Source organism: Chitinophaga sp. (assembly GCF_035564935.1).
Lineage (GTDB): Bacteria > Bacteroidota > Bacteroidia > Chitinophagales > Chitinophagaceae > Chitinophaga.
In genome coordinates, this window is sequence record NZ_DATMTE010000066.1 from 1 (window position 1) to 17678 (window position 17678).

A 17678-nucleotide genomic window follows, 5' to 3' on the forward strand; every position below is an offset into this window, starting at 1 on the left:
TTTCATACACTTCCTTTCATACACCCGCCAATCTCCCGGTAATAAGTTTTACACAACAATCTATTCATATGCACCTGACTGCACGGGAAACCGAAAAATTATTACTGCACCTGGCCGGGGAACTGGCCGAGAAGAGGAAAGCAAGAGGACTGCGCCTGAACTACCCGGAAGCCATAGCGCTTATCAGCAGCCGCTTAATGGAAGCCGCGCGCGATGGCAATTCTGTGGCCGCCCTCATGCACTATGGCGCTACTATCCTTACCCGTGAAGATGTAATGGAGGGAGTGCCCGAAATGATCCATGAAGTACAGATCGAAGCCACCTTTCCCGATGGTACCAAACTGGTAACTGTACATGATCCTATCCGTTAATCATTACTAAATATTACAACCATGATCCCCGGGGAATATTTTTTAAAGAAAGAAGATATCATTGCCAATGCCGGCCGGAGAACAGTCCGGATCAGTGTGGTCAACACCGGCGACAGACCCGTGCAGATTGGCTCCCATTGCCATTTTTTTGAAGTGAACCGTATGATGTTATTCCCCAGGGAAGCCGCCTTCGGTATGCGGCTAAATATTCCTTCCGGCAATGCAGTGCGCTTTGAACCGGGCGAAGCCAAAGAAGTGGAACTGGTAGCACTGGGCGGCGCCAGGAAAGTGATCGGTATCAATAACCTGGTCAACGGCGATACCACTGATCCCGCTGTAAAAGAAGCCGCTATTGCCAAAGCCGATTCCCTCCATTTTAAATCCGGACAATTATGAGCCTGCACATCAGCAAAACAAAGTATGTAAATATGTATGGTCCTACTACCGGTGATCGCGTGCGACTGGCAGACACAGACCTGATTATAGAAATAGAAAAAGATTACAACGTTTATGGCGACGAAAGCAAATTCGGCGGGGGGAAAAGCGTAAGGGACGGGATGGCGCAATCGGCCACCGCCCTGCGCAGTGAAGGCGTGCTGGATTTTGTGATCACCAATGTGATCATCATCGATCACTGGGGAATTGTTAAGGGAGATATAGGGATCAAAGACGGGAAGATCGTTGCTGTAGGACAGGCAGGGAATCCCGACACCATGGACGGCGTACATCCACAACTCATCATCGGTGCTTCTACGGAAGTACACAACGGCGCCAACCTGATTGCTACTGCCGGTGGCATCGATACACATATTCACTTCATATGCCCACAACAGGTAGATCATGCGCTTTTCAGCGGCGTAACCACGCTCATAGGCGGCGGTACCGGTCCGGCAGATGGTACCAGCGCCACTACGGTTACACCGGGTAAATGGAATATACAACGCATGCTGCAGGCAGCGGAAGCATATCCCGTAAACCTCGGCTTCTTTGGTAAAGGGAATTGCGCTACTACGGCGCCACTGGTGGAACAGATCGAAGCCGGTGCACTTGGACTGAAAATTCATGAAGACTGGGGCGCTACACCCGCCGTAATTGATGCCTCCCTGAAAGTGGCGGATGAACTGGATGTGCAGATTGCCATCCACACCGATACGCTGAATGAAGCCGGCTTCCTGGAAGATACCCTCAACGCTATTAACGGCCGCGTAATTCATACCTTCCATACGGAAGGCGCAGGTGGGGGCCATGCACCGGATATTATCCGCGCAGCCTCCTTCCCGAATGTATTGCCCGCATCTACCAATCCCACCAGGCCCTACACGGTAAACACCATCGATGAACACCTCGATATGCTCATGGTTTGCCATCACCTCGATAAAAAAGTGCCGGAAGACGTAGCATTTGCAGACTCCCGCATCCGGCCGGAAACCATTGCCGCAGAAGATATCCTGCACGATATGGGCGTATTCAGCATCATGAGCTCCGACTCACAGGCAATGGGCCGCATTGGCGAAGTGATTATACGCACCTGGCAAACCGCCGATAAAATGAAGAAACAACGCGGCGCGCTGGAAGAAGATAAACACAGCGATAACGATAACTTCCGCGTAAAAAGATACATTGCCAAATATACCATCAACCCGGCCATTGCACATGGTATCTCTACACATATCGGTTCGCTGGAACCTGGTAAGATGGCCGACTTGGTGCTGTGGAAGCCCGCCTTCTTTGGCGTAAAACCGGAGATGATCATCAAGGGTGGTATGATCAATGCCAGTCGCATGGGCGATCCCAACGCTTCGATTCCCACGCCGCAACCGGTGATATACCGCCACATGTTTGGCGCGCATGGAAAAGCATTGCTGCATACCAGCGTTTTATTCGTATCTGCGTTGTCGTTAGAGAAAGGGATTAAGGAAGCATACGGTTTGCAGAAGCAGCTGCTGCCCGTGAGCAACTGCCGTAATATCTCCAAAAAAGACCTGGTGCATAACGACAAAACACCTGATATCACGGTCAATCCCGAAACATATGAAGTGCGGGTAGACGGAGAAAAAATTACCTGCGAGCCACTGAAGGAACTGTCGCTGGCACAACGCTATTTTTTATTTTAATCCGCAGATGATATGCTGGTAAGGGAAATCATAGGAAATACGGATACGCATACACGCAGCAGCAAAGAAACAGACCTGCTGCCGCTGGAATGGTTTGAAACCTCCCGGCGCATTCAGCGGAAACATACTGCCGGCGGACGGGAAGTGGCATTGAAGTTTACCCGGGAAGGACAGCACCTGAAGCAAAATGATATCCTTTACCAGGACGATGACCTGGTGATCGTGGTAGACATTCTTCCCTGTGAAGCCATTGTGATCAGCCCGCGCAACATGGGGGAAATGGCAAAGGTATGCTACGAGATCGGCAACAAACACCTGCCGCTTTTCCTCGAAAACGAGCAATTGCTTATCCCTGCCGACGAGCCGCTGTACCGCTGGTTGCATGCCGCAGGTTACCCGGTGGTAAAGGAACGGCGTAAGTTGCTGCATATCCTGCGTACTAACGTGCAACCACATACGCACGGGAACAACGGCCCTTCGTTTTTTGAAAAGATCCTGGAACTGGCGTCAAAATAACATATATGGAACAGCATTACCCGGGCAGCTTATTACACCTGGCAGACAGCACACTGCCCATTGGCGGCTACACACATTCCGCCGGGCTGGAAACCTTTGTACAACAGGGCCTGGTGCATAATGCGGCAACGGCCGCCACCTTTGTACGTAACATGCTGCAAAACAATATGCGCTATAACGATGCTGCATTTATGAGCCTGGCCTATACCGCCACCGCACAAAATAACCTGGATGAATTGTTGGAGCTGCAACAGCTGTGTACCGCTGTAAAAGCGCCACGGGAGCTGCGGGAAGCCAGCCGGAAACTGGGCGCCCGGCTTACGCGCATCTTTAGCCGCAGGTACGCCAGCGAACTGGTAACACGGTTTGAAACGGTGACCGGTAGCAGCCCGCATTACAGCCTGGCATTCGGGATCTATGCATACCTCACCGGTATCTCATTACAGGCAGCCTTGTTTGGCTTTTATTATAACGCCGCTATGGGCATGGTGACTAATTGCGTGAAACTGGTGCCCCTGGGGCAAATGGACGGACAAGATATCATCTTTGACCTGCAACCGTTACTGGAAGAACTGACGGAAGCTACGCTACAACCGGATAGATCGTTGCTCGGGCTGTGTAATGCCGCATTTGACATCCGCAGCATGCAACACGAACGCCTGTACAGCCGGTTGTATATGTCGTAATTATAATTATTCATACCATGAGCAGAGAATATATAAAAGTAGGAGTGGCCGGCCCGGTAGGTTCGGGCAAAACAGCGCTCATTGAGCGCCTGACAAGGCAAATGGCGCAGCACTACCAGGTGGCGGTGATCACCAATGATATTTATACAAAGGAAGATGCGGAGTTCCTTACAAAGAACAGCCTGCTGCCCCCGGAAAGGATCATTGGCGTGGAAACCGGCGGCTGTCCGCATACCGCGATCCGGGAAGATGCCAGTATGAACCTGGAGGCGGTGGAAGAAATGGTACGCCGCTTCCCAAATATTGAGATCGTGTTCATTGAAAGCGGTGGGGATAACCTTTCCGCCACTTTCAGCCCCGACCTGGCCGATGTAACCATTTTTGTAATAGACGTGGCGGAAGGGGATAAAATACCCCGTAAAGGAGGTCCGGGTATTACCCGTTCCAACCTGCTGGTGATCAATAAAATTGACCTGGCCCCATATGTACATGCAGATCTCGGCGTAATGGAAAGGGACGCCCGCAAAATGAGGAACGGACAACCCTTCGTATTCACAGATCTTATGAGCGGCACAGGACTGGATAACGTGATCAGCTGGATCAAAAGATACGCCTTACTGGAAGACATTGCAGCGCCTAATCTCCTTACATGATCAGTGAACTGAAGATATTAACGGGCAAAAGAGATAACAGCACTTACCTGAAGGAGTGCTTTTGCACAAGGCCTTTTAAAGTGGCCAATGTGCGGGAGGAGCGCAGCGACCCGGTATTACGCCTCATGATGATGAGCTCTTCGCCCGGCATGTTGGATAAAGATCATTACCGGATGGAGATCACCGTAGCCGCCGGCACCGATTTACACCTGCAAACACAGGCCTATCAGCGGCTGTTTAACATGGAAACCGGCGCCACCCAGGAAATGGAAGTTCACCTGCAGCCAGGCAGCACATTCACCTTTTTGCCGCATCCGCTGGTGCCGCATGAAAAGGCTGCCTATACCGGCTATACGAACCTGTACCTGGCGGACAATTGCCGTCTTGTATGGGGAGAGATCATTACCTGCGGACGCAAGCTAAACGGGGAAGTATTCCTGTTTAAAAAACTGCACAGCATTACCCGCGTGTTTTCAGGAACGCAGCTGTTACTGATGGATAACCTCCTGATGCAGCCCGGCGTTACCAGTTTCCAGGCAATGGGCTGGCTGGAAGAATACACCCACCAGGCAACTTTCCTGTATTTCGATACCTGTGAAGAAGCATCCATTACGGAAATCACGGATAGCCTTCACCGTTACCTCGAACAACAACCCGGTATCCTGGCCGGCGTTACCCGTACCGAAGGTAATGGTATCATGGTAAGAATGCTGGGCCACAGCGGAGAGCAACTATTTGAATGCCAGCAGCAGCTGGCGAAACATTTACCCGTTTAAAACAACCGTATGTCATTTATCGATAACAGTTTATTGCTGACGGCAGTTACCATCAGCTGTCTTCATACCGCCTCCGGACCGGATCATTATGTGCCCTTTATCGTTTTTTCCCGTACCCGTAATTGGTCGGTGGCTAAAACCATCGGGTGGACGGCGCTCTGTGGCCTGGGGCATGTAATGAGCTCACTGGTTATTGGTATGATAGGAGTGGTGCTGGGATGGCAGTTATCCCGTTTTACCGCCATCACGGAAGTACGTGGCGGCATTGCAGGATGGGCATTGCTGATATTGGGGCTTTTTTACCTCATCTGGGGATTGTATAAAGCCATTGCCAACAGGCCGCATAAACATTTTGATGTGTATGACGACGGAGATATGTATGTGTACCAGCATCGCCACAATGAAGCGTATGTGGCGCCGCAGAAAAGGATCCGCGTAACGCCGTGGATTTTGTTCGTGATATTCGTGATGGGGCCATCGGAACCATTACTGCCTTTATTATTTTACCCGGCAGCGCAACAATCTGTACCCGGCATTGTGATGCTGATTGCCACGTTTACATTTTTTACAATCCTTACCATGATCATCATGGTGCTATTGGGATACTATGGGTTTTCCCTCATGAAACCCGTTGCCACTGAAAGATACATGGCCGCTATCAGCGGCGCTGCTGTTACACTCTGTGGAACGGGCATGGTTTTTATGGGTTGGTGAACTGTTTAGCAGCTCAGGCTGTTATAGCAGATAAACCTTTACCACATGAGAAAATGGCTCCGGATCATCCTTATTGCCGGCGGTATATTTATCGCACTCCTGGTGTTGTTATTCCTGGGGATGACCTGGTACATACATGCCAATAAAGATAATTTCCTTAAACAGATCACCGCCCAGCTGAATGATCGCCTGAGCGGGAATATCCGTATCGGCGATATGGAGCCTTCCCTGTTGAAAAGCTTCCCCAACGTATCTATCGCCCTGAAGAAGGTAGTGCTGGAAGATAGCCTCTTTCAGCAGCATCATCACCCATTGCTGGATGTGAATTACATTTTCGTACGGGTGAATACGTTATCACTGTTACGCAAACACGTAGATGTAAGTGAAATCAGCCTGCAGGAGGGTACCATCTTCCTGTATACCGATACCACCGGCTATTCCAACACCTATGTGCTGCAACGGAAACCGGCCCCGGAAAAGAAGAATAAAGACGCAAAAGACGCGAATATCAGTAAGCTGATGTTAAAGAATATCAGTTTTATTATAGATAACCGGCAGAAGTTTAAACTATTCCAACTGGATATACACCAGCTGGATGGCAAAATGGAGGCTACGGATACCAGTATCCGGTTTACCATGATATCGGATATCCTGTCTAAAAGTTTTGCTTTTAATACCACCAAAGGAAGTTATCTGAAAGATAAAAAAATGCAGTTAAACCTCTCCGTTATCTTCAATAAACGCACAAAGATCCTTCACATACCGCAACAGGAGATCCGGATAGATGATCACCCGGTGCTGATCACCGGGCAATTTGGCTTTGGCGAAAAGCCGCCGCCCTTCCACCTGAAAATTAATGCCAACCAGGTATTGCTGCATGATGCCGCTTCCTGGTTATCGCCCAATATCAGCACGAAACTGAGCAGCATTACGCTCACCAAACCATTGGATGCAGAGGCTAACCTCGACGGGCATATGAAATACCGGGATACCCCCAGGGTGCTCATTACCTGGAAAACCACCAACAATGTACTGGTGAGCACAATGGGCGAATGGACCAATTGTAACTTCACCGGCAGGTTTAATAACGAAGTGCTGCCGGGCCAGGGCCACAACGATGAAAACTCGGCCGTTAATATTTTCGGATTGAGCGCTACCCTGGCAGGGGCGCCGCTGAAAGCAGATACCATCCGGGTGGTAAACCTGAAGCAACCTTTGCTGCATGGACATTTCCGGTCGGATTTCCCGCTAACGAACCTGAACAGCGGGCCTGATGAAAGCCCCATATTGTTTAAGGAAGGCAATGCCAATGCAGACTTGTATTACACCGGTCCCGTGCTGGCAAGCGATAATACCCCTTCCTCCCTGGAAGGAGTAGTGCACATAAAGCAAGGCGCATTTACCTATCTGCCGCGTAACTTATCTTTTCACGATGCCAATGCCTCCCTGCGTTTTACCGGGCAGGATCTGCTGCTGGAAAACATCCACATACAAACACAAAAGAGTAACCTGCAGATGGATGGTATGGTGAAAAACCTCCTCAACCTGTACTTTACCACACCGGAAAAAATTGAACTCACCTGGAATATCCGCAGCCAGCTGGCAGACCTGAATGAATTTAAAAGCTTCCTGGCGCCGCGCCGGAAAGTGAAAGCATCCCGCAGTCAGCAAAAGGCCAGGATGAGCCGCGTGAACAGGCAACTGGATGTGGTACTGGCTTCCAGTAATGTAGTGATGCAGGTGCAGCTGGATAAGATCATTTACCAGCGCTTTACCGCGCAGAATGTAAAAGCCTCCGTACAACTAACGAGCACGGATATACTGTTAAAGCAAATTGCACTGCAGCATGCAGGCGGAAATATGCAGCTGACCGGAGCGCTTCACCAGCAGGGAAATAACAACAATTTCAATATGAACGCCACCGTGAATAATGTACATATCAGCCAGCTGTTTTACGCATTCGATAACTTCGGTATGTCGTCGCTTAAATCGGATAACCTGAAAGGAAATGTGTCGGCGAAAGTAAACCTGAAAGGAAATGTGCTGGATAACGGAAGTCTTGCGAAAAACTCCCTTTACGGCTCCATCAATTTTAACCTGAAGAACGGGGCGCTGGTCAACTTCGGCCCTTTGACGGATATCGGTATTTTCGCTTTCCGTAAACGCCACCTTGATAGCATCACCATTGAAAACCTCTCTAATACCTTCCAGGTGCAGGGAAACAAGATCCTGATCCCGCCTATGCGCATTGCTTCCAGCGCCATCAATATTGATGTGAACGGCGTGTATGGGATAGATGGAGGTACCAATATTAACCTGGATATTCCATTGAGGAACCCGGCGAAAGATTCTGCGATAACCGACAGGGAAGAGAAACGCAAACGCAGCAGGAAGGGGATTGTAATACACCTGCGTGCGGTTTCTGAAAAGGATGGAAAGGTAAAGATCAAGCTTGGTAAAAAAGACAATGAATAAAACCGTGGCTGTTGCAACAGTTACAACAACCACGGCCGCTATTTTCAGGCAATTGTTTGAAACGCCTGTTCAATATCTCCCTTAATATCACTGATATGCTCAATGCCCAGTGAAATGCGCAATACACCGGGTGCTACACCTGCCTTCTTTTGTTCTTCCTCGCTGAGTTGCTGGTGTGTAGTGGTAGCGGGGTGAATGATCAGTGTTTTGGAATCGCCTACGTTGGCAAGATGGTAGATTAACTTCAACGCCTGTACGAATTTATCCGCCGTTTCCTTACCGCCTTTGATCTTAAAGCTCAATACGCCGCCAAAGCCATTTTGCAGGTACTTCTTTGCCAGTGCATGGTATTTATTATCCGGCAGCCCGGGATAGTTAACAGATTCTACCTGCGGATGTTGCTGCAGCCATTGGGCTAATGCCAATGCGTTATCTACCGTTCGTTGTACCCGGAGGGAGAGGGTTTCCAGTCCCTGCAGGAACAGGAAGGAGTTCTGTGGCGCCAGTGCCGGTCCCCAGCTCCGCAGGCCGGCCACACGCGCACGGATAATGTAGGCAATGTTGCCAAACGGGCTGTGCGACCCGAACACTTCCCAGAACTTCATACCATGATAAGCCTCATCCGGCTCGCTGAACTGCACAAATTTACCATTGCCCCAGTTATAGTTCCCGCCATCCACAATGATACCGCCAATGCTGGTACCATGACCGCCAATCCATTTGGTGGCAGCTTCTACTACCACATTGGCCCCATGCTCCAGCGGGCGGCTTAAATAACCCGCTGCGCCAAATGTATTGTCCACTACCAGCGGAATATCATGCTTACGCGCAATGGCGCTGATCTTTTCAAAATCAGGAATGGCAAACCCCGGGTTCCCGATGGTTTCCACATAGATCGCCTTTGTTTTTTCATCGATCAATGCCTCAAAGCTTGCCGGGTTATCAAGATCCGCAAAACGGGCCTCCACGCCAATACGTTTGAAACTCACTTTAAACTGGTTAAAAGTACCGCCGTACAGGTAGGAAGAGGTAACAAAATTGTCGCCGGGCAACAGGATATTATGCAGCGCTATAAACTGTGCCGCCTGCCCCGAAGCCACCGCCAGTGCACCTACACCGCCTTCCAGCGCCGCCACCCTTTTCTCAAATACATCCGTGGTCGGATTCATGATACGGGTGTAAATGTTGCCAAACTGTTTCAGCTGGAACAGGTCGGCCGCATGCTCCGCACTGTCGAAAGTATAGGAAGTAGTTTGATAAATAGGCACCGCGGCTGCATGGGTAGAGGATTCAGGCTGATAACCTGCATGTACCTGTAAAGTGTCGAAATGTAATGGCTTATTAGACATAACCGGAAGATTTAAAGGTTTGAGTATAAGTCTACAAATATAGTGGACTAATTGAAATAACAAAATATTTAACGCTATCCTCACACAAAAAATAATATCTTCGGCACTATTACAATAAAAAGAGTGTTCCGGGAAGAACACAGCAGACCGATGTTATTAACTACTACTAGTAAACGTTACCCCGCTACAGACCTGGGTTATCTGTTGCACAAACATCCCGCAAAAGTGCAAACCGTTGAGCTGACTGCAGGGAGTGCGCATATCTTTTACCCGGAAGCGACAAACCATTCCTGCACAGATGAAACGCTGGGAAGGCCCAGCCAACTGGCTTTATTTAAACGATCATTATGAGAGACATTATTTTAGAAAAGATAAAGGAACTGGAACAGGAACACCAGGTAAAAGTATTGTATGCATGCGAATCGGGAAGCCGTGCCTGGGGCTTTGCTTCACCGGACAGCGATTACGATGTGCGCTACATTTATACCCGGCGCCGGGATAGTTACCTGAGTATTGCGGAGCCACGGGATGTAATTGAATTACCAGTGGATGAAGTACTTGATATCAGCGGATGGGATATCCGCAAAGGATTACAGCTGTTCCTGAAATCCAATGCCCCGCTGTACGAGTGGCTGCAATCGCCCATTATTTACCAGGAGGAAACAGACTTCAAACAAACCATGACCAGCCTCATGGAGAAATATTTCTCTCCACGTTCGGGTTGTCATCACTACCTGTCCATGGCCTTCAACGTTTTCTCCAACGAACTACAGGGAGAGGCGGTGAAACTGAAGAAGTACTTTTATGTATTACGCCCATTGCTGGCATGCCAGTGGATCCTGGCCGGTAAAGGCGTTCCGCCCATGGAGTTTGCACCATTGCGCACGCTGATCACCGATGCTGCTATCCAGGCTACTATTGATAAACTGCTGGAAATAAAAGCCGGGGCCGACGAACAAGCCACTGTGGCGCCGGATCCGACACTGCACCAGTGGATGGCCTATGCATTGGAAGATTGTAGAATACAGGCGGCGGAGCTGCCCGCAGTAAAGAATGATACTACAGAGCTGGACCAGCTTTTCCGGAAATATATTTCGTATGACTTTTGAATCACTGCAACAGCAACGGGAATACATCCTGCTGGAATGCATCAGCGGGAGTAAGGCGTATAACCTGCAGGTGCCCACTTCTGATACGGATATCAAAGGCGTGTTCATACTGCCGCAAAAGGAATTGTACGGCATGACCTACACGCCGCAGGTGGCCAATGAAAGCAACGATGAAGTGTACTTTGAAATAAAACGCTTCCTGGAACTGCTGGAAAAAAACAACCCCAATATCCTGGAGCTGCTGAGCACCACCAATGCCAACCAGCTGTTCAGGCATCCGTTGATGAACCTGGTACGGCCGGAGGATTTCCTGTCGAAGCTATGCCTGGAAACCTTTGCCGGTTATGCCAAAACACAGATAAAGAAAGCAAAAGGACTGAATAAAAAGATTAACCAGTCGCACGGAACAACCCGTAAAGAAGTGATTGAGTTCTGCTACGTAATAGCAGGCGCCCAAAGCATTCCTTTACGCGAATGGCTGTACGAAAACGGCTTCGCACAGGAAGACTGTGGGCTTGCCCGCATCGATCATTTCCGGGATGTGTATGCATTGTATCACCACAGCCAGTTTGAACCCGGGGTGGCCTTTAAAGGGATCTTCTCCGGTGCAGATGCCAATGATGTACAGCTCAGCAGCGTGCCGGGAGGAACAGACCCACTCGCCATTATGCAGTTTAACAAAGATGGTTATACAGTGTACTGCAAAGACTTCGCCGCCTACTGGCAATGGGTGGAGCTTCGTAACGAAGCCCGTTACGAACATAACCGGGAATTAGGTGCGGATTACGACAGTAAACACATGATGCATACCTTTCGCCTTCTTGCCATGGCGGAGGAAATTGCATTGCATAAAGAGGTACGTGTATACCGCAACGACCGCGATTTCCTGCTGCGTATCCGCAAAGGGGAGTTTAGCTATGAGGAGCTGCTGGAAATGGCTACCCGTAAATTAAATGACATGGAACAGTTGTATGCGGCTTCAGATCTTCCGGATCAGCCTGACCCCGAACTGGCTGCCTCACTGCTGATCAGCATAAGAGAGGAATTTTATGTCCGGGAGAGTTAGACAATTCCGAAAACCTCACCCGCCTGCGCAGCCGTAAACTGTCTGGCAAACGCTCCCTGGCACTGCGGGAATACGCGCTGGGCCTGGAGGGGCTGGACCGGTTTGTAAATAATGCGCCTCTGCAGCTGGTACATCAATGTGTATTTGGTATTTTAGCGCTGGAGAGTGAACCCGTGGATCCGAGACTGTAACCGTAAACGCATCTATCTACATAAAAAAATATGATTATGAAAGCCGTAGCCGTATCAAAATTCAAAGACATTCCTGTGGTGATGGATCTTCCGAAACCCGCAGTACGACCAGGAACCGTGCTGGTAAAGGTAGCTGCCGCCGGTATGAATCCATTCGATTGGAAAATGATCGATGGTATTATGGATGACGGGAAAATGAAACACCAGTTTCCGCTTATCATGGGCGTAGATGGCGCCGGTACCATAGAAGAAGTGGGAGAGGGCGTTACCCGGTTTAAGGTAGGAGATAAGATCTACGGCCAGTTTATTCATTCGCCGATCGGGGAAGGCTCTTATGCGGAATATGCAATTGTGCCTGAGAAATCAGGTATTACCAAAGCGCCAACCTCCATATCAGCAGTAGAAGCGGCAGCAGTGCCTACTTCCGGTATGACCGCCCAGCAAATGCTGGATAAACTGGACCTCCAGGAAGGCAATACCCTGCTCATTGTTGGCGCTACAGGCGGTGTAGGCTCATTTGCCGTGCAACTGGCGGCAGCACAGGGCATACACGTGATCGCCACCGTTTCCGACGATGCCGGCGCAGCAAGAATGAAGCAACTGGGTGCAGCGGAAACCATCAACTATAAAACAGCATCGCTAACCGCACAGGTAAGAGAAAAGTACCCCAACGGGGTTGACGGCCTGCTGGACCTCATCAGCAACGGTGAAGGGTTTGAAGCCAACCTCGACCTGCTGAAACCCGGCAGCGGCGCACTTACCACCACCTTTGTGGCAAAAGAGGAAGCGCTGAAAAGCAGGAATATTCACGGCGGCAACTTCGAAACGCAAGGCAGCGCTGCATCGCTGGATACGCTCACGCTGATCATCGACCGGGGAGGACTCACCATCCCCGTAGAAAATAAGATCAGGCTGGAAGACGTGCCGGCAGCCATCGCGCAAAGCAGGCAGGCGAAAGCCAAAGGCAAAACGGTGATCGCCTTCGGCGATTGAAATTGTCTTGGAGCAGGATTACGCTGATTATACTGATTTTTTTGATTTGATTTTTGAGATTTTATAAATGAATAAGGGAGATAAAAGCAGGTGCGCTTATATCTCCCTTATTTTATATCAAATAATTAATCCTTAAAAACACAACATAATCAAATCAAAAAAATCAGTATAATCAGCGTAATCCTGCTCCAAGACAATTTTAACGCCGAAGGCGTTAAATACTCGCTGCCGTTGCCTTAAACAGCTCCGCCTCGCCATCAGTACTGATCTCGTAAGAGGCATCGTAAGCTGCAAAGGAGCATTGCCCTTTTTGCAACGCCAGCGTGTCTTCGCCTTTAATGGTGGCGTTGCCTTTTATTACAATCAATATCTCTGCGGCTTTGGCGGTATGTTTGTACACCTGTCCGGCGCTGAGGTCAATTTTGCTCACTTCAAAATCAGGCGCGGGGGAAGGGTAGATCCTTTCCAGTCCATCTGCACTTACATCGCCTTTAATAATATGGGGATGCACGCCTTCGAAACGGGTATGTTTCAGGAGTTCAGGTACATCTACATGTTTAGGCGTAAGACCTCCACGCAGTACATTGTCTGAATTGGCCATCAGCTCTACGTTCTGGCCTTCCAGGTAAGCATGGGGAATACCTGCGTCCTGGAACACGGCGTCGCCTGGCTGCACCTGCATGATGTTGAAGAAATAGATGGAGAAGATACCACGATCCAGTTTGTCTTTACTGTTGGGATCATTCAGCACTGCACGGGCCGCCCAGAAACCAGGATCGGTTTTAGACAGCTTGTTGGCCTTATAGGGAAGGATCACACGGTCGGTAAGCGGGCGGAGAATGATGTTCACCAGTGGCTGCGGCATCTCCATCACGTTTTTATACAGGCCATAGTAACCCTCTTTTTCGTATATGCTTACCAGTGAAGTAAATTCCGGAACGGTTTTCAGTACTTCCAGCAATTGTTCGTGCGGAAGGAAACCGTGAAGAAGATAAAACTCACTCAGCGCCACCATAATTTCAGGTTTATGGTTGTCGTCTTTATAATTACGGTAAGGCGCATTTAAAGGAATGCCTTCTGCGTTCTCCCTTGCAAATCCTTTCTCCGCTTCACTTTTGGTAGGGTGTACCTGGATAGATAACATATCTTTTACATCCAGGATCTTAAAGAGAAAAGGCAGCTCCTTAAACCGTTCCCATACTGCCGGGCCGGTAATGTTAGCCGGGTCTGTTTTGATCAGTTCATTCAACGGTACCTGTCCGCCGGCAGTAGCGATATTGGACGGTGCGCTGGGATGCGCTCCCATCCAGTATTCCGCGCTTGGCTGATCCGAAGGGGTAATTCCCAACAGCTCAGGAATATATTTATATCCGCCCCATGCGTAATGCTGTACTTTTCCTTCCAGTCTGAATAAGTTCATATATAGTAATCTGTTTTTACTTGTTAAATACCAGGGAATCGATAATTTTATATGCCTGCAAAAATAGGTGTTAGGAATAAATAATTCCCTACACCCGGAAGTAAATTGTTTGTAATACCCAAATCCAACAGCAAAAATGGTAAATCACTTATCCCTCGGGCAGCGGGGCGAATTAATTGCACAGGCCTATGTTCGCCGCTATTGTAACATCCTGCATGTAAACTGGAGATCCGGCCGGAAGGAAATTGATATCATCGCCGCAAAAGAAAAACAAATTTATTTTATAGAAGTAAAAACACGCAGTACAGATCGCTTCGGGTGGCCGGAGGAAGCAGTGAATGCCCGTAAGGAACAACATATCCGCAGCGTGGCTACTGATTATCTCCTGTATTATGATCTCAGCCCGGCCGCCATCCGGTTTGATATTATCGCCATTACCTTTTCGGGAGATACCTATGAACTGGAACATCTTAAAGACGTGTTCTGAGCGCGGGTTTTCATCATATTATCATTAACTGGTTATTAACAAAAAAATGTCTATGATTATTTTGTAATACTATATCTTTGCATCAGCTTTTAGAACCTACCCCTGAGTTGTTATCACCCCCGGTATCCCGGTAGTTTTCAAGCAAGATTCATTTTCCCTGGAAAACCTGATGCAATGGCCTGTCGGCCTTATGCAGGCAGTGTGTTTTTATCTGCAGGAGAGATGAGTTACCGGCGATCACCAACAACAAAAGAAAGAGGGGAATAGAAATTAATACATATTGAACAGCGTTTGTTTAACCGCGGCTATTACGCTACTAACGCATTGATCGCAGTTAATTAATTGCTTTCGGGAGTCAAAAAAAAGCTCCGTCTTTTAGGACGGAGCTTTTTCTGTTCCAGGTTTACCACAAACCTGTATAGTTATGTGGTGTGATGGCTTTCAGTTCTTTTTTGAGGGCTGCGCTGATCTTCAGTCCGTCCACAAATTTATGCATGCTTTTTTGTGTGATCTGTTCTCCGCCACGGGTCAGCTCTTTCAGTGCTTCATACGGCTGGGGGTAGTTTTCGCGGCGTAATACGGTTTGAATAGCTTCTGCTACTACTGCCCAGTTATTTTCCAGGTCGTTTTTCAGCTTCGCTTCATTCAGGATCAGTTTGCCCAGTCCTTTCTGAATAGATTTGGTAGCCAGCAGGGTATGCCCGAACGGAACGCCCAGGTTACGCAATACGGTGGAATCGGTCAGATCGCGCTGCAGGCGGGAAATGGGCAGTTTGGCGCTCAGGTGTTCAAACAGTGCATTAGCCAGTCCGAGGTTACCTTCTGCGTTTTCAAAATCGATCGGGTTCACCTTATGCGGCATGGCAGAGGAGCCCACTTCATTTTTCTTGATCTTTTGTTTGAAGTAATCCATGGAGATGTAAGTCCATACGTCACGGCAGAAGTCAAGTAATATAGTATTGATCCGTTTCAGGGCATCAAACTGTGCAGAGATGTTATCATAATGCTCAATCTGCGTAGTATACTTCATACGTTGCAGACCCAGCGTGGTGTTCACGAATTTCTCACCGAACTTCTCCCAGTTGATCTTCGGGAAAGCCACGTGATGTGCATTGAAGTTGCCGGTAGCGCCGCCAAACTTTGCTGCAAAAGGAATGTGGCCAAGCAGGTTCACCTGTCCTTCCAGCCGTTCTACGAACACCAGGATCTCTTTGCCCAGAATGGTAGGAGAAGCAGGCTGACCATGGGTACGGGCCAGCATCGGCACTTTCATCCACGACTGTCCAAGTTTCTTCAGCTCCAGGATCAGGTTGGCCAGGGCAGGCATGTAAACCTGTTCTATGGCATCTTTCCAGAACAGGGGGGTAGCGGTATTGTTTACGTCCTGTGAAGTAAGGCCGAAATGCACCCATTCCAGTTTATCTTCCAGGCCCAGGTTTTTCAGTTCATTTTTCAGAAAATATTCAACAGCCTTTACGTCGTGGTTGGTAATTTTCTCTGTGTCTTTGATCAGTTGTGCGTTCTCGATACTAAATTCCTGGTAAATTTTACGCAGGGCGGGGAACTTGGCTTTAGGCAGGGTAAACAGCTTCTGCTCGGAAAGCGCAATAAAATATTCCACCTCTACCATCACACGGTAACGGATCAACGCAAATTCAGAAAAATAATTGGCCAGCTCGTCCAGTTGCTTGCGATAGCGCCCGTCCAGCGGAGAAATGGCAGTTAAAGGTTGTAGTTGCATAATGTATGTATTCCAGTATTACTATTAACATGTTTGAATGGCTGCAAGTTCTCCCTAAATCCTGATTTACAGGACCACAATTATTCATTTGGAACTTGTTAACCGGGATTTAATTACTTTTGCAGCTTCAAAATTACTGAAATTGGAACGGAAAGTAAAAGTTGCGGCTGTAAGTTATTTGAATACGAAGCCTTTATTGTATGGATTCAGGAATCACCCGGTGATGGACATGATGGAATTATCGATGGATTATCCCGCTAAAATAGCCCAGCAGCTGATAGATGGAGAGGTGGATGTAGCGCTGGTACCGGTAGCTATTATTCCTAAACTGAAGGAATATCATATCATAGCAGATTATTGTATCGGAGCCGAAGGACCAGTAGCCTCCGTATGTTTATACAGCGATGTGCCCCTGAACGAGATCAAACGTATTTACCTGGATTACCAGAGCCGCACCTCGGTAGCGCTGCTGAAAGTGCTGGTACGCGAATATTGGAAGCTGGATGTGGAATTTGTGGACACCAACGGCACTTACCAGGATAAGATCAAAGGAACCGACGCGGGCCTGGTGATCGGCGACCGGGCCCTTGAACAACGCAAAATTTCTCCTTATATTTATGATCTGGCAGAGTATTGGATGCGTTTTACCAGCCTGCCCTTTATATTCGCCGCCTGGATCAGCAACAAACCGCTGCCGGCTGAATTTATAGAGCAATTCAACAACGCTACCGGCATCGGTACACAGAACATACCCGCAGTAGTGGCCGAAAACCCTTACGCAGTATACGATCTCACTACTTACTATGTCCATAATATAAGCTACCCGCTCACACCGGCGAAGCGACAGGGAATGCAGAAATTCCTCGGATACCTGCTACAGGAAAGGGTTGCATGATCAAGTCCACCTTCTGTCCGCATAACCTCCACCTCCGGAGCACGGGTAGTGCGGGTGCTAAGCGGGTGCTTCGCGTATGCAAAGCATACGCGAAGGTTGTCTGACTCAGGATTAAACTGATT

The 17678-nt window shown here is 48.8% G+C and carries 19 protein-coding genes; 16 read left to right on the forward strand and 3 right to left on the reverse strand.

Annotated features, from left to right (window positions below):
* Nucleotides 1-68 precede the first annotated feature (68 nt).
* From ureA to VN105_RS01820, 9 genes are read left to right on the forward strand one after another with little or no spacing between them, the layout of a single operon-like run.
* On the forward strand, nt 69-371 hold the full coding sequence (gene ureA / locus VN105_RS01780; protein ID WP_142686997.1) for an urease subunit gamma: 303 nt from the start codon (nt 69-71) through the stop codon (nt 369-371).
* A gap of 21 nt (nt 372-392) precedes the next feature.
* A complete protein-coding gene (gene ureB, locus VN105_RS01785) occupies nt 393-767 on the forward strand; it encodes an urease subunit beta (RefSeq protein WP_325637328.1) in 375 nt (124 codons plus the stop codon).
* A complete protein-coding gene (gene ureC / locus VN105_RS01790) occupies nt 764-2485 on the forward strand; it encodes an urease subunit alpha (RefSeq protein WP_325637330.1) in 1722 nt (573 codons plus the stop codon). Before ureB ends, ureC begins: the two co-directional genes overlap by 4 nt.
* A 12-nt stretch (nt 2486-2497) precedes the next feature.
* Nucleotides 2498-3001, forward strand: a complete 504-nt coding sequence (gene ureE / locus VN105_RS01795; protein ID WP_325637332.1) for an urease accessory protein UreE — start codon at nt 2498-2500, stop codon at nt 2999-3001.
* Nucleotides 3002-3006: 5 nt separating this feature from the next.
* Nucleotides 3007-3687 (forward strand): urease accessory protein UreF, encoded by a 681-nt coding sequence (locus VN105_RS01800; RefSeq protein ID WP_325637334.1) that lies wholly within the window; start codon nt 3007-3009, stop codon nt 3685-3687.
* A gap of 17 nt (nt 3688-3704) precedes the next feature.
* A complete protein-coding gene (ureG, locus tag VN105_RS01805) occupies nt 3705-4340 on the forward strand; it encodes an urease accessory protein UreG (RefSeq protein WP_325637336.1) in 636 nt (211 codons plus the stop codon).
* The gene (locus VN105_RS01810) at nt 4337-5116 is read left to right on the forward strand and encodes an urease accessory protein UreD (protein WP_325637338.1); all 780 of its coding nucleotides are present in this window, start codon (nt 4337-4339) and stop codon (nt 5114-5116) included. Before ureG ends, VN105_RS01810 begins: the two co-directional genes overlap by 4 nt.
* 9 nt (nt 5117-5125) lie before the next feature.
* Nucleotides 5126-5830: a hypothetical protein gene (locus VN105_RS01815; protein ID WP_325637340.1), complete on the forward strand. Its 705-nt coding sequence runs from the start codon at nt 5126-5128 to the stop codon at nt 5828-5830.
* A 45-nt stretch (nt 5831-5875) separates the two neighbouring features.
* Entirely contained in the window at nt 5876-8305 is a 2430-nt protein-coding gene (locus VN105_RS01820; RefSeq protein WP_325637342.1) for an AsmA family protein, read from the forward strand.
* A gap of 44 nt (nt 8306-8349) precedes the next feature.
* Here the strand turns inward: VN105_RS01820 and VN105_RS01825 are convergent, their stop codons facing one another.
* On the reverse strand, nt 8350-9654 hold the full coding sequence (locus VN105_RS01825; RefSeq protein WP_325637344.1) for an O-acetylhomoserine aminocarboxypropyltransferase/cysteine synthase: 1305 nt from the start codon (nt 9652-9654) through the stop codon (nt 8350-8352).
* Nucleotides 9655-9804: 150 nt separating this feature from the next.
* Between VN105_RS01825 and VN105_RS01830 the strand changes: the two genes are divergently transcribed.
* The 5 genes from VN105_RS01830 to VN105_RS01850 are packed head-to-tail and all read left to right on the forward strand — an operon-like array spanning nt 9805 to nt 13013.
* Nucleotides 9805-10005 (forward strand): hypothetical protein, encoded by a 201-nt coding sequence (locus VN105_RS01830; protein ID WP_325637346.1) that lies wholly within the window; start codon nt 9805-9807, stop codon nt 10003-10005.
* Nucleotides 10002-10763 (forward strand): nucleotidyltransferase domain-containing protein, encoded by a 762-nt coding sequence (locus VN105_RS01835; protein ID WP_325637348.1) that lies wholly within the window; start codon nt 10002-10004, stop codon nt 10761-10763. Before VN105_RS01830 ends, VN105_RS01835 begins: the two co-directional genes overlap by 4 nt.
* Nucleotides 10753-11829 carry a DNA polymerase beta superfamily protein gene (locus VN105_RS01840; protein WP_325637350.1) on the forward strand — a complete coding sequence of 359 codons (1077 nt, stop codon included), beginning with the start codon at nt 10753-10755 and terminating at the stop codon, nt 11827-11829. The genes VN105_RS01835 and VN105_RS01840 overlap by 11 nt, the downstream gene beginning before the upstream one ends.
* A gap of 38 nt (nt 11830-11867) precedes the next feature.
* On the forward strand, nt 11868-12020 hold the full coding sequence (locus tag VN105_RS01845; RefSeq protein WP_325637364.1) for a hypothetical protein: 153 nt from the start codon (nt 11868-11870) through the stop codon (nt 12018-12020).
* Nucleotides 12021-12056: 36 nt separating this feature from the next.
* The gene (locus VN105_RS01850; protein WP_325637352.1) at nt 12057-13013 is read left to right on the forward strand and encodes an NADP-dependent oxidoreductase; all 957 of its coding nucleotides are present in this window, start codon (nt 12057-12059) and stop codon (nt 13011-13013) included.
* Nucleotides 13014-13227: 214 nt separating this feature from the next.
* Here VN105_RS01850 and manA read toward each other — a convergent pair whose 3' ends face one another.
* The gene (manA, locus tag VN105_RS01855; protein WP_325637354.1) at nt 13228-14433 is read right to left on the reverse strand and encodes a mannose-6-phosphate isomerase, class I; all 1206 of its coding nucleotides are present in this window, start codon (nt 14431-14433) and stop codon (nt 13228-13230) included.
* 136 nt (nt 14434-14569) lie between these two features.
* Here manA and VN105_RS01860 point away from each other — a divergent pair, with 136 nt between their 5' ends.
* Nucleotides 14570-14920, forward strand: coding sequence for a YraN family protein (locus tag VN105_RS01860; RefSeq protein ID WP_325637356.1), 351 nt, complete (start codon nt 14570-14572; stop codon nt 14918-14920).
* Nucleotides 14921-15323: 403 nt separating this feature from the next.
* Here VN105_RS01860 and purB read toward each other — a convergent pair whose 3' ends face one another.
* Nucleotides 15324-16661 carry an adenylosuccinate lyase gene (purB, locus tag VN105_RS01865; protein WP_325637358.1) on the reverse strand — a complete coding sequence of 446 codons (1338 nt, stop codon included), beginning with the start codon at nt 16659-16661 and terminating at the stop codon, nt 15324-15326.
* 142 nt (nt 16662-16803) lie between these two features.
* Here purB and VN105_RS01870 point away from each other — a divergent pair, with 142 nt between their 5' ends.
* Nucleotides 16804-17556 carry a menaquinone biosynthesis protein gene (locus tag VN105_RS01870; RefSeq protein WP_325637360.1) on the forward strand — a complete coding sequence of 251 codons (753 nt, stop codon included), beginning with the start codon at nt 16804-16806 and terminating at the stop codon, nt 17554-17556.
* Nucleotides 17557-17678 lie beyond the last annotated feature (122 nt).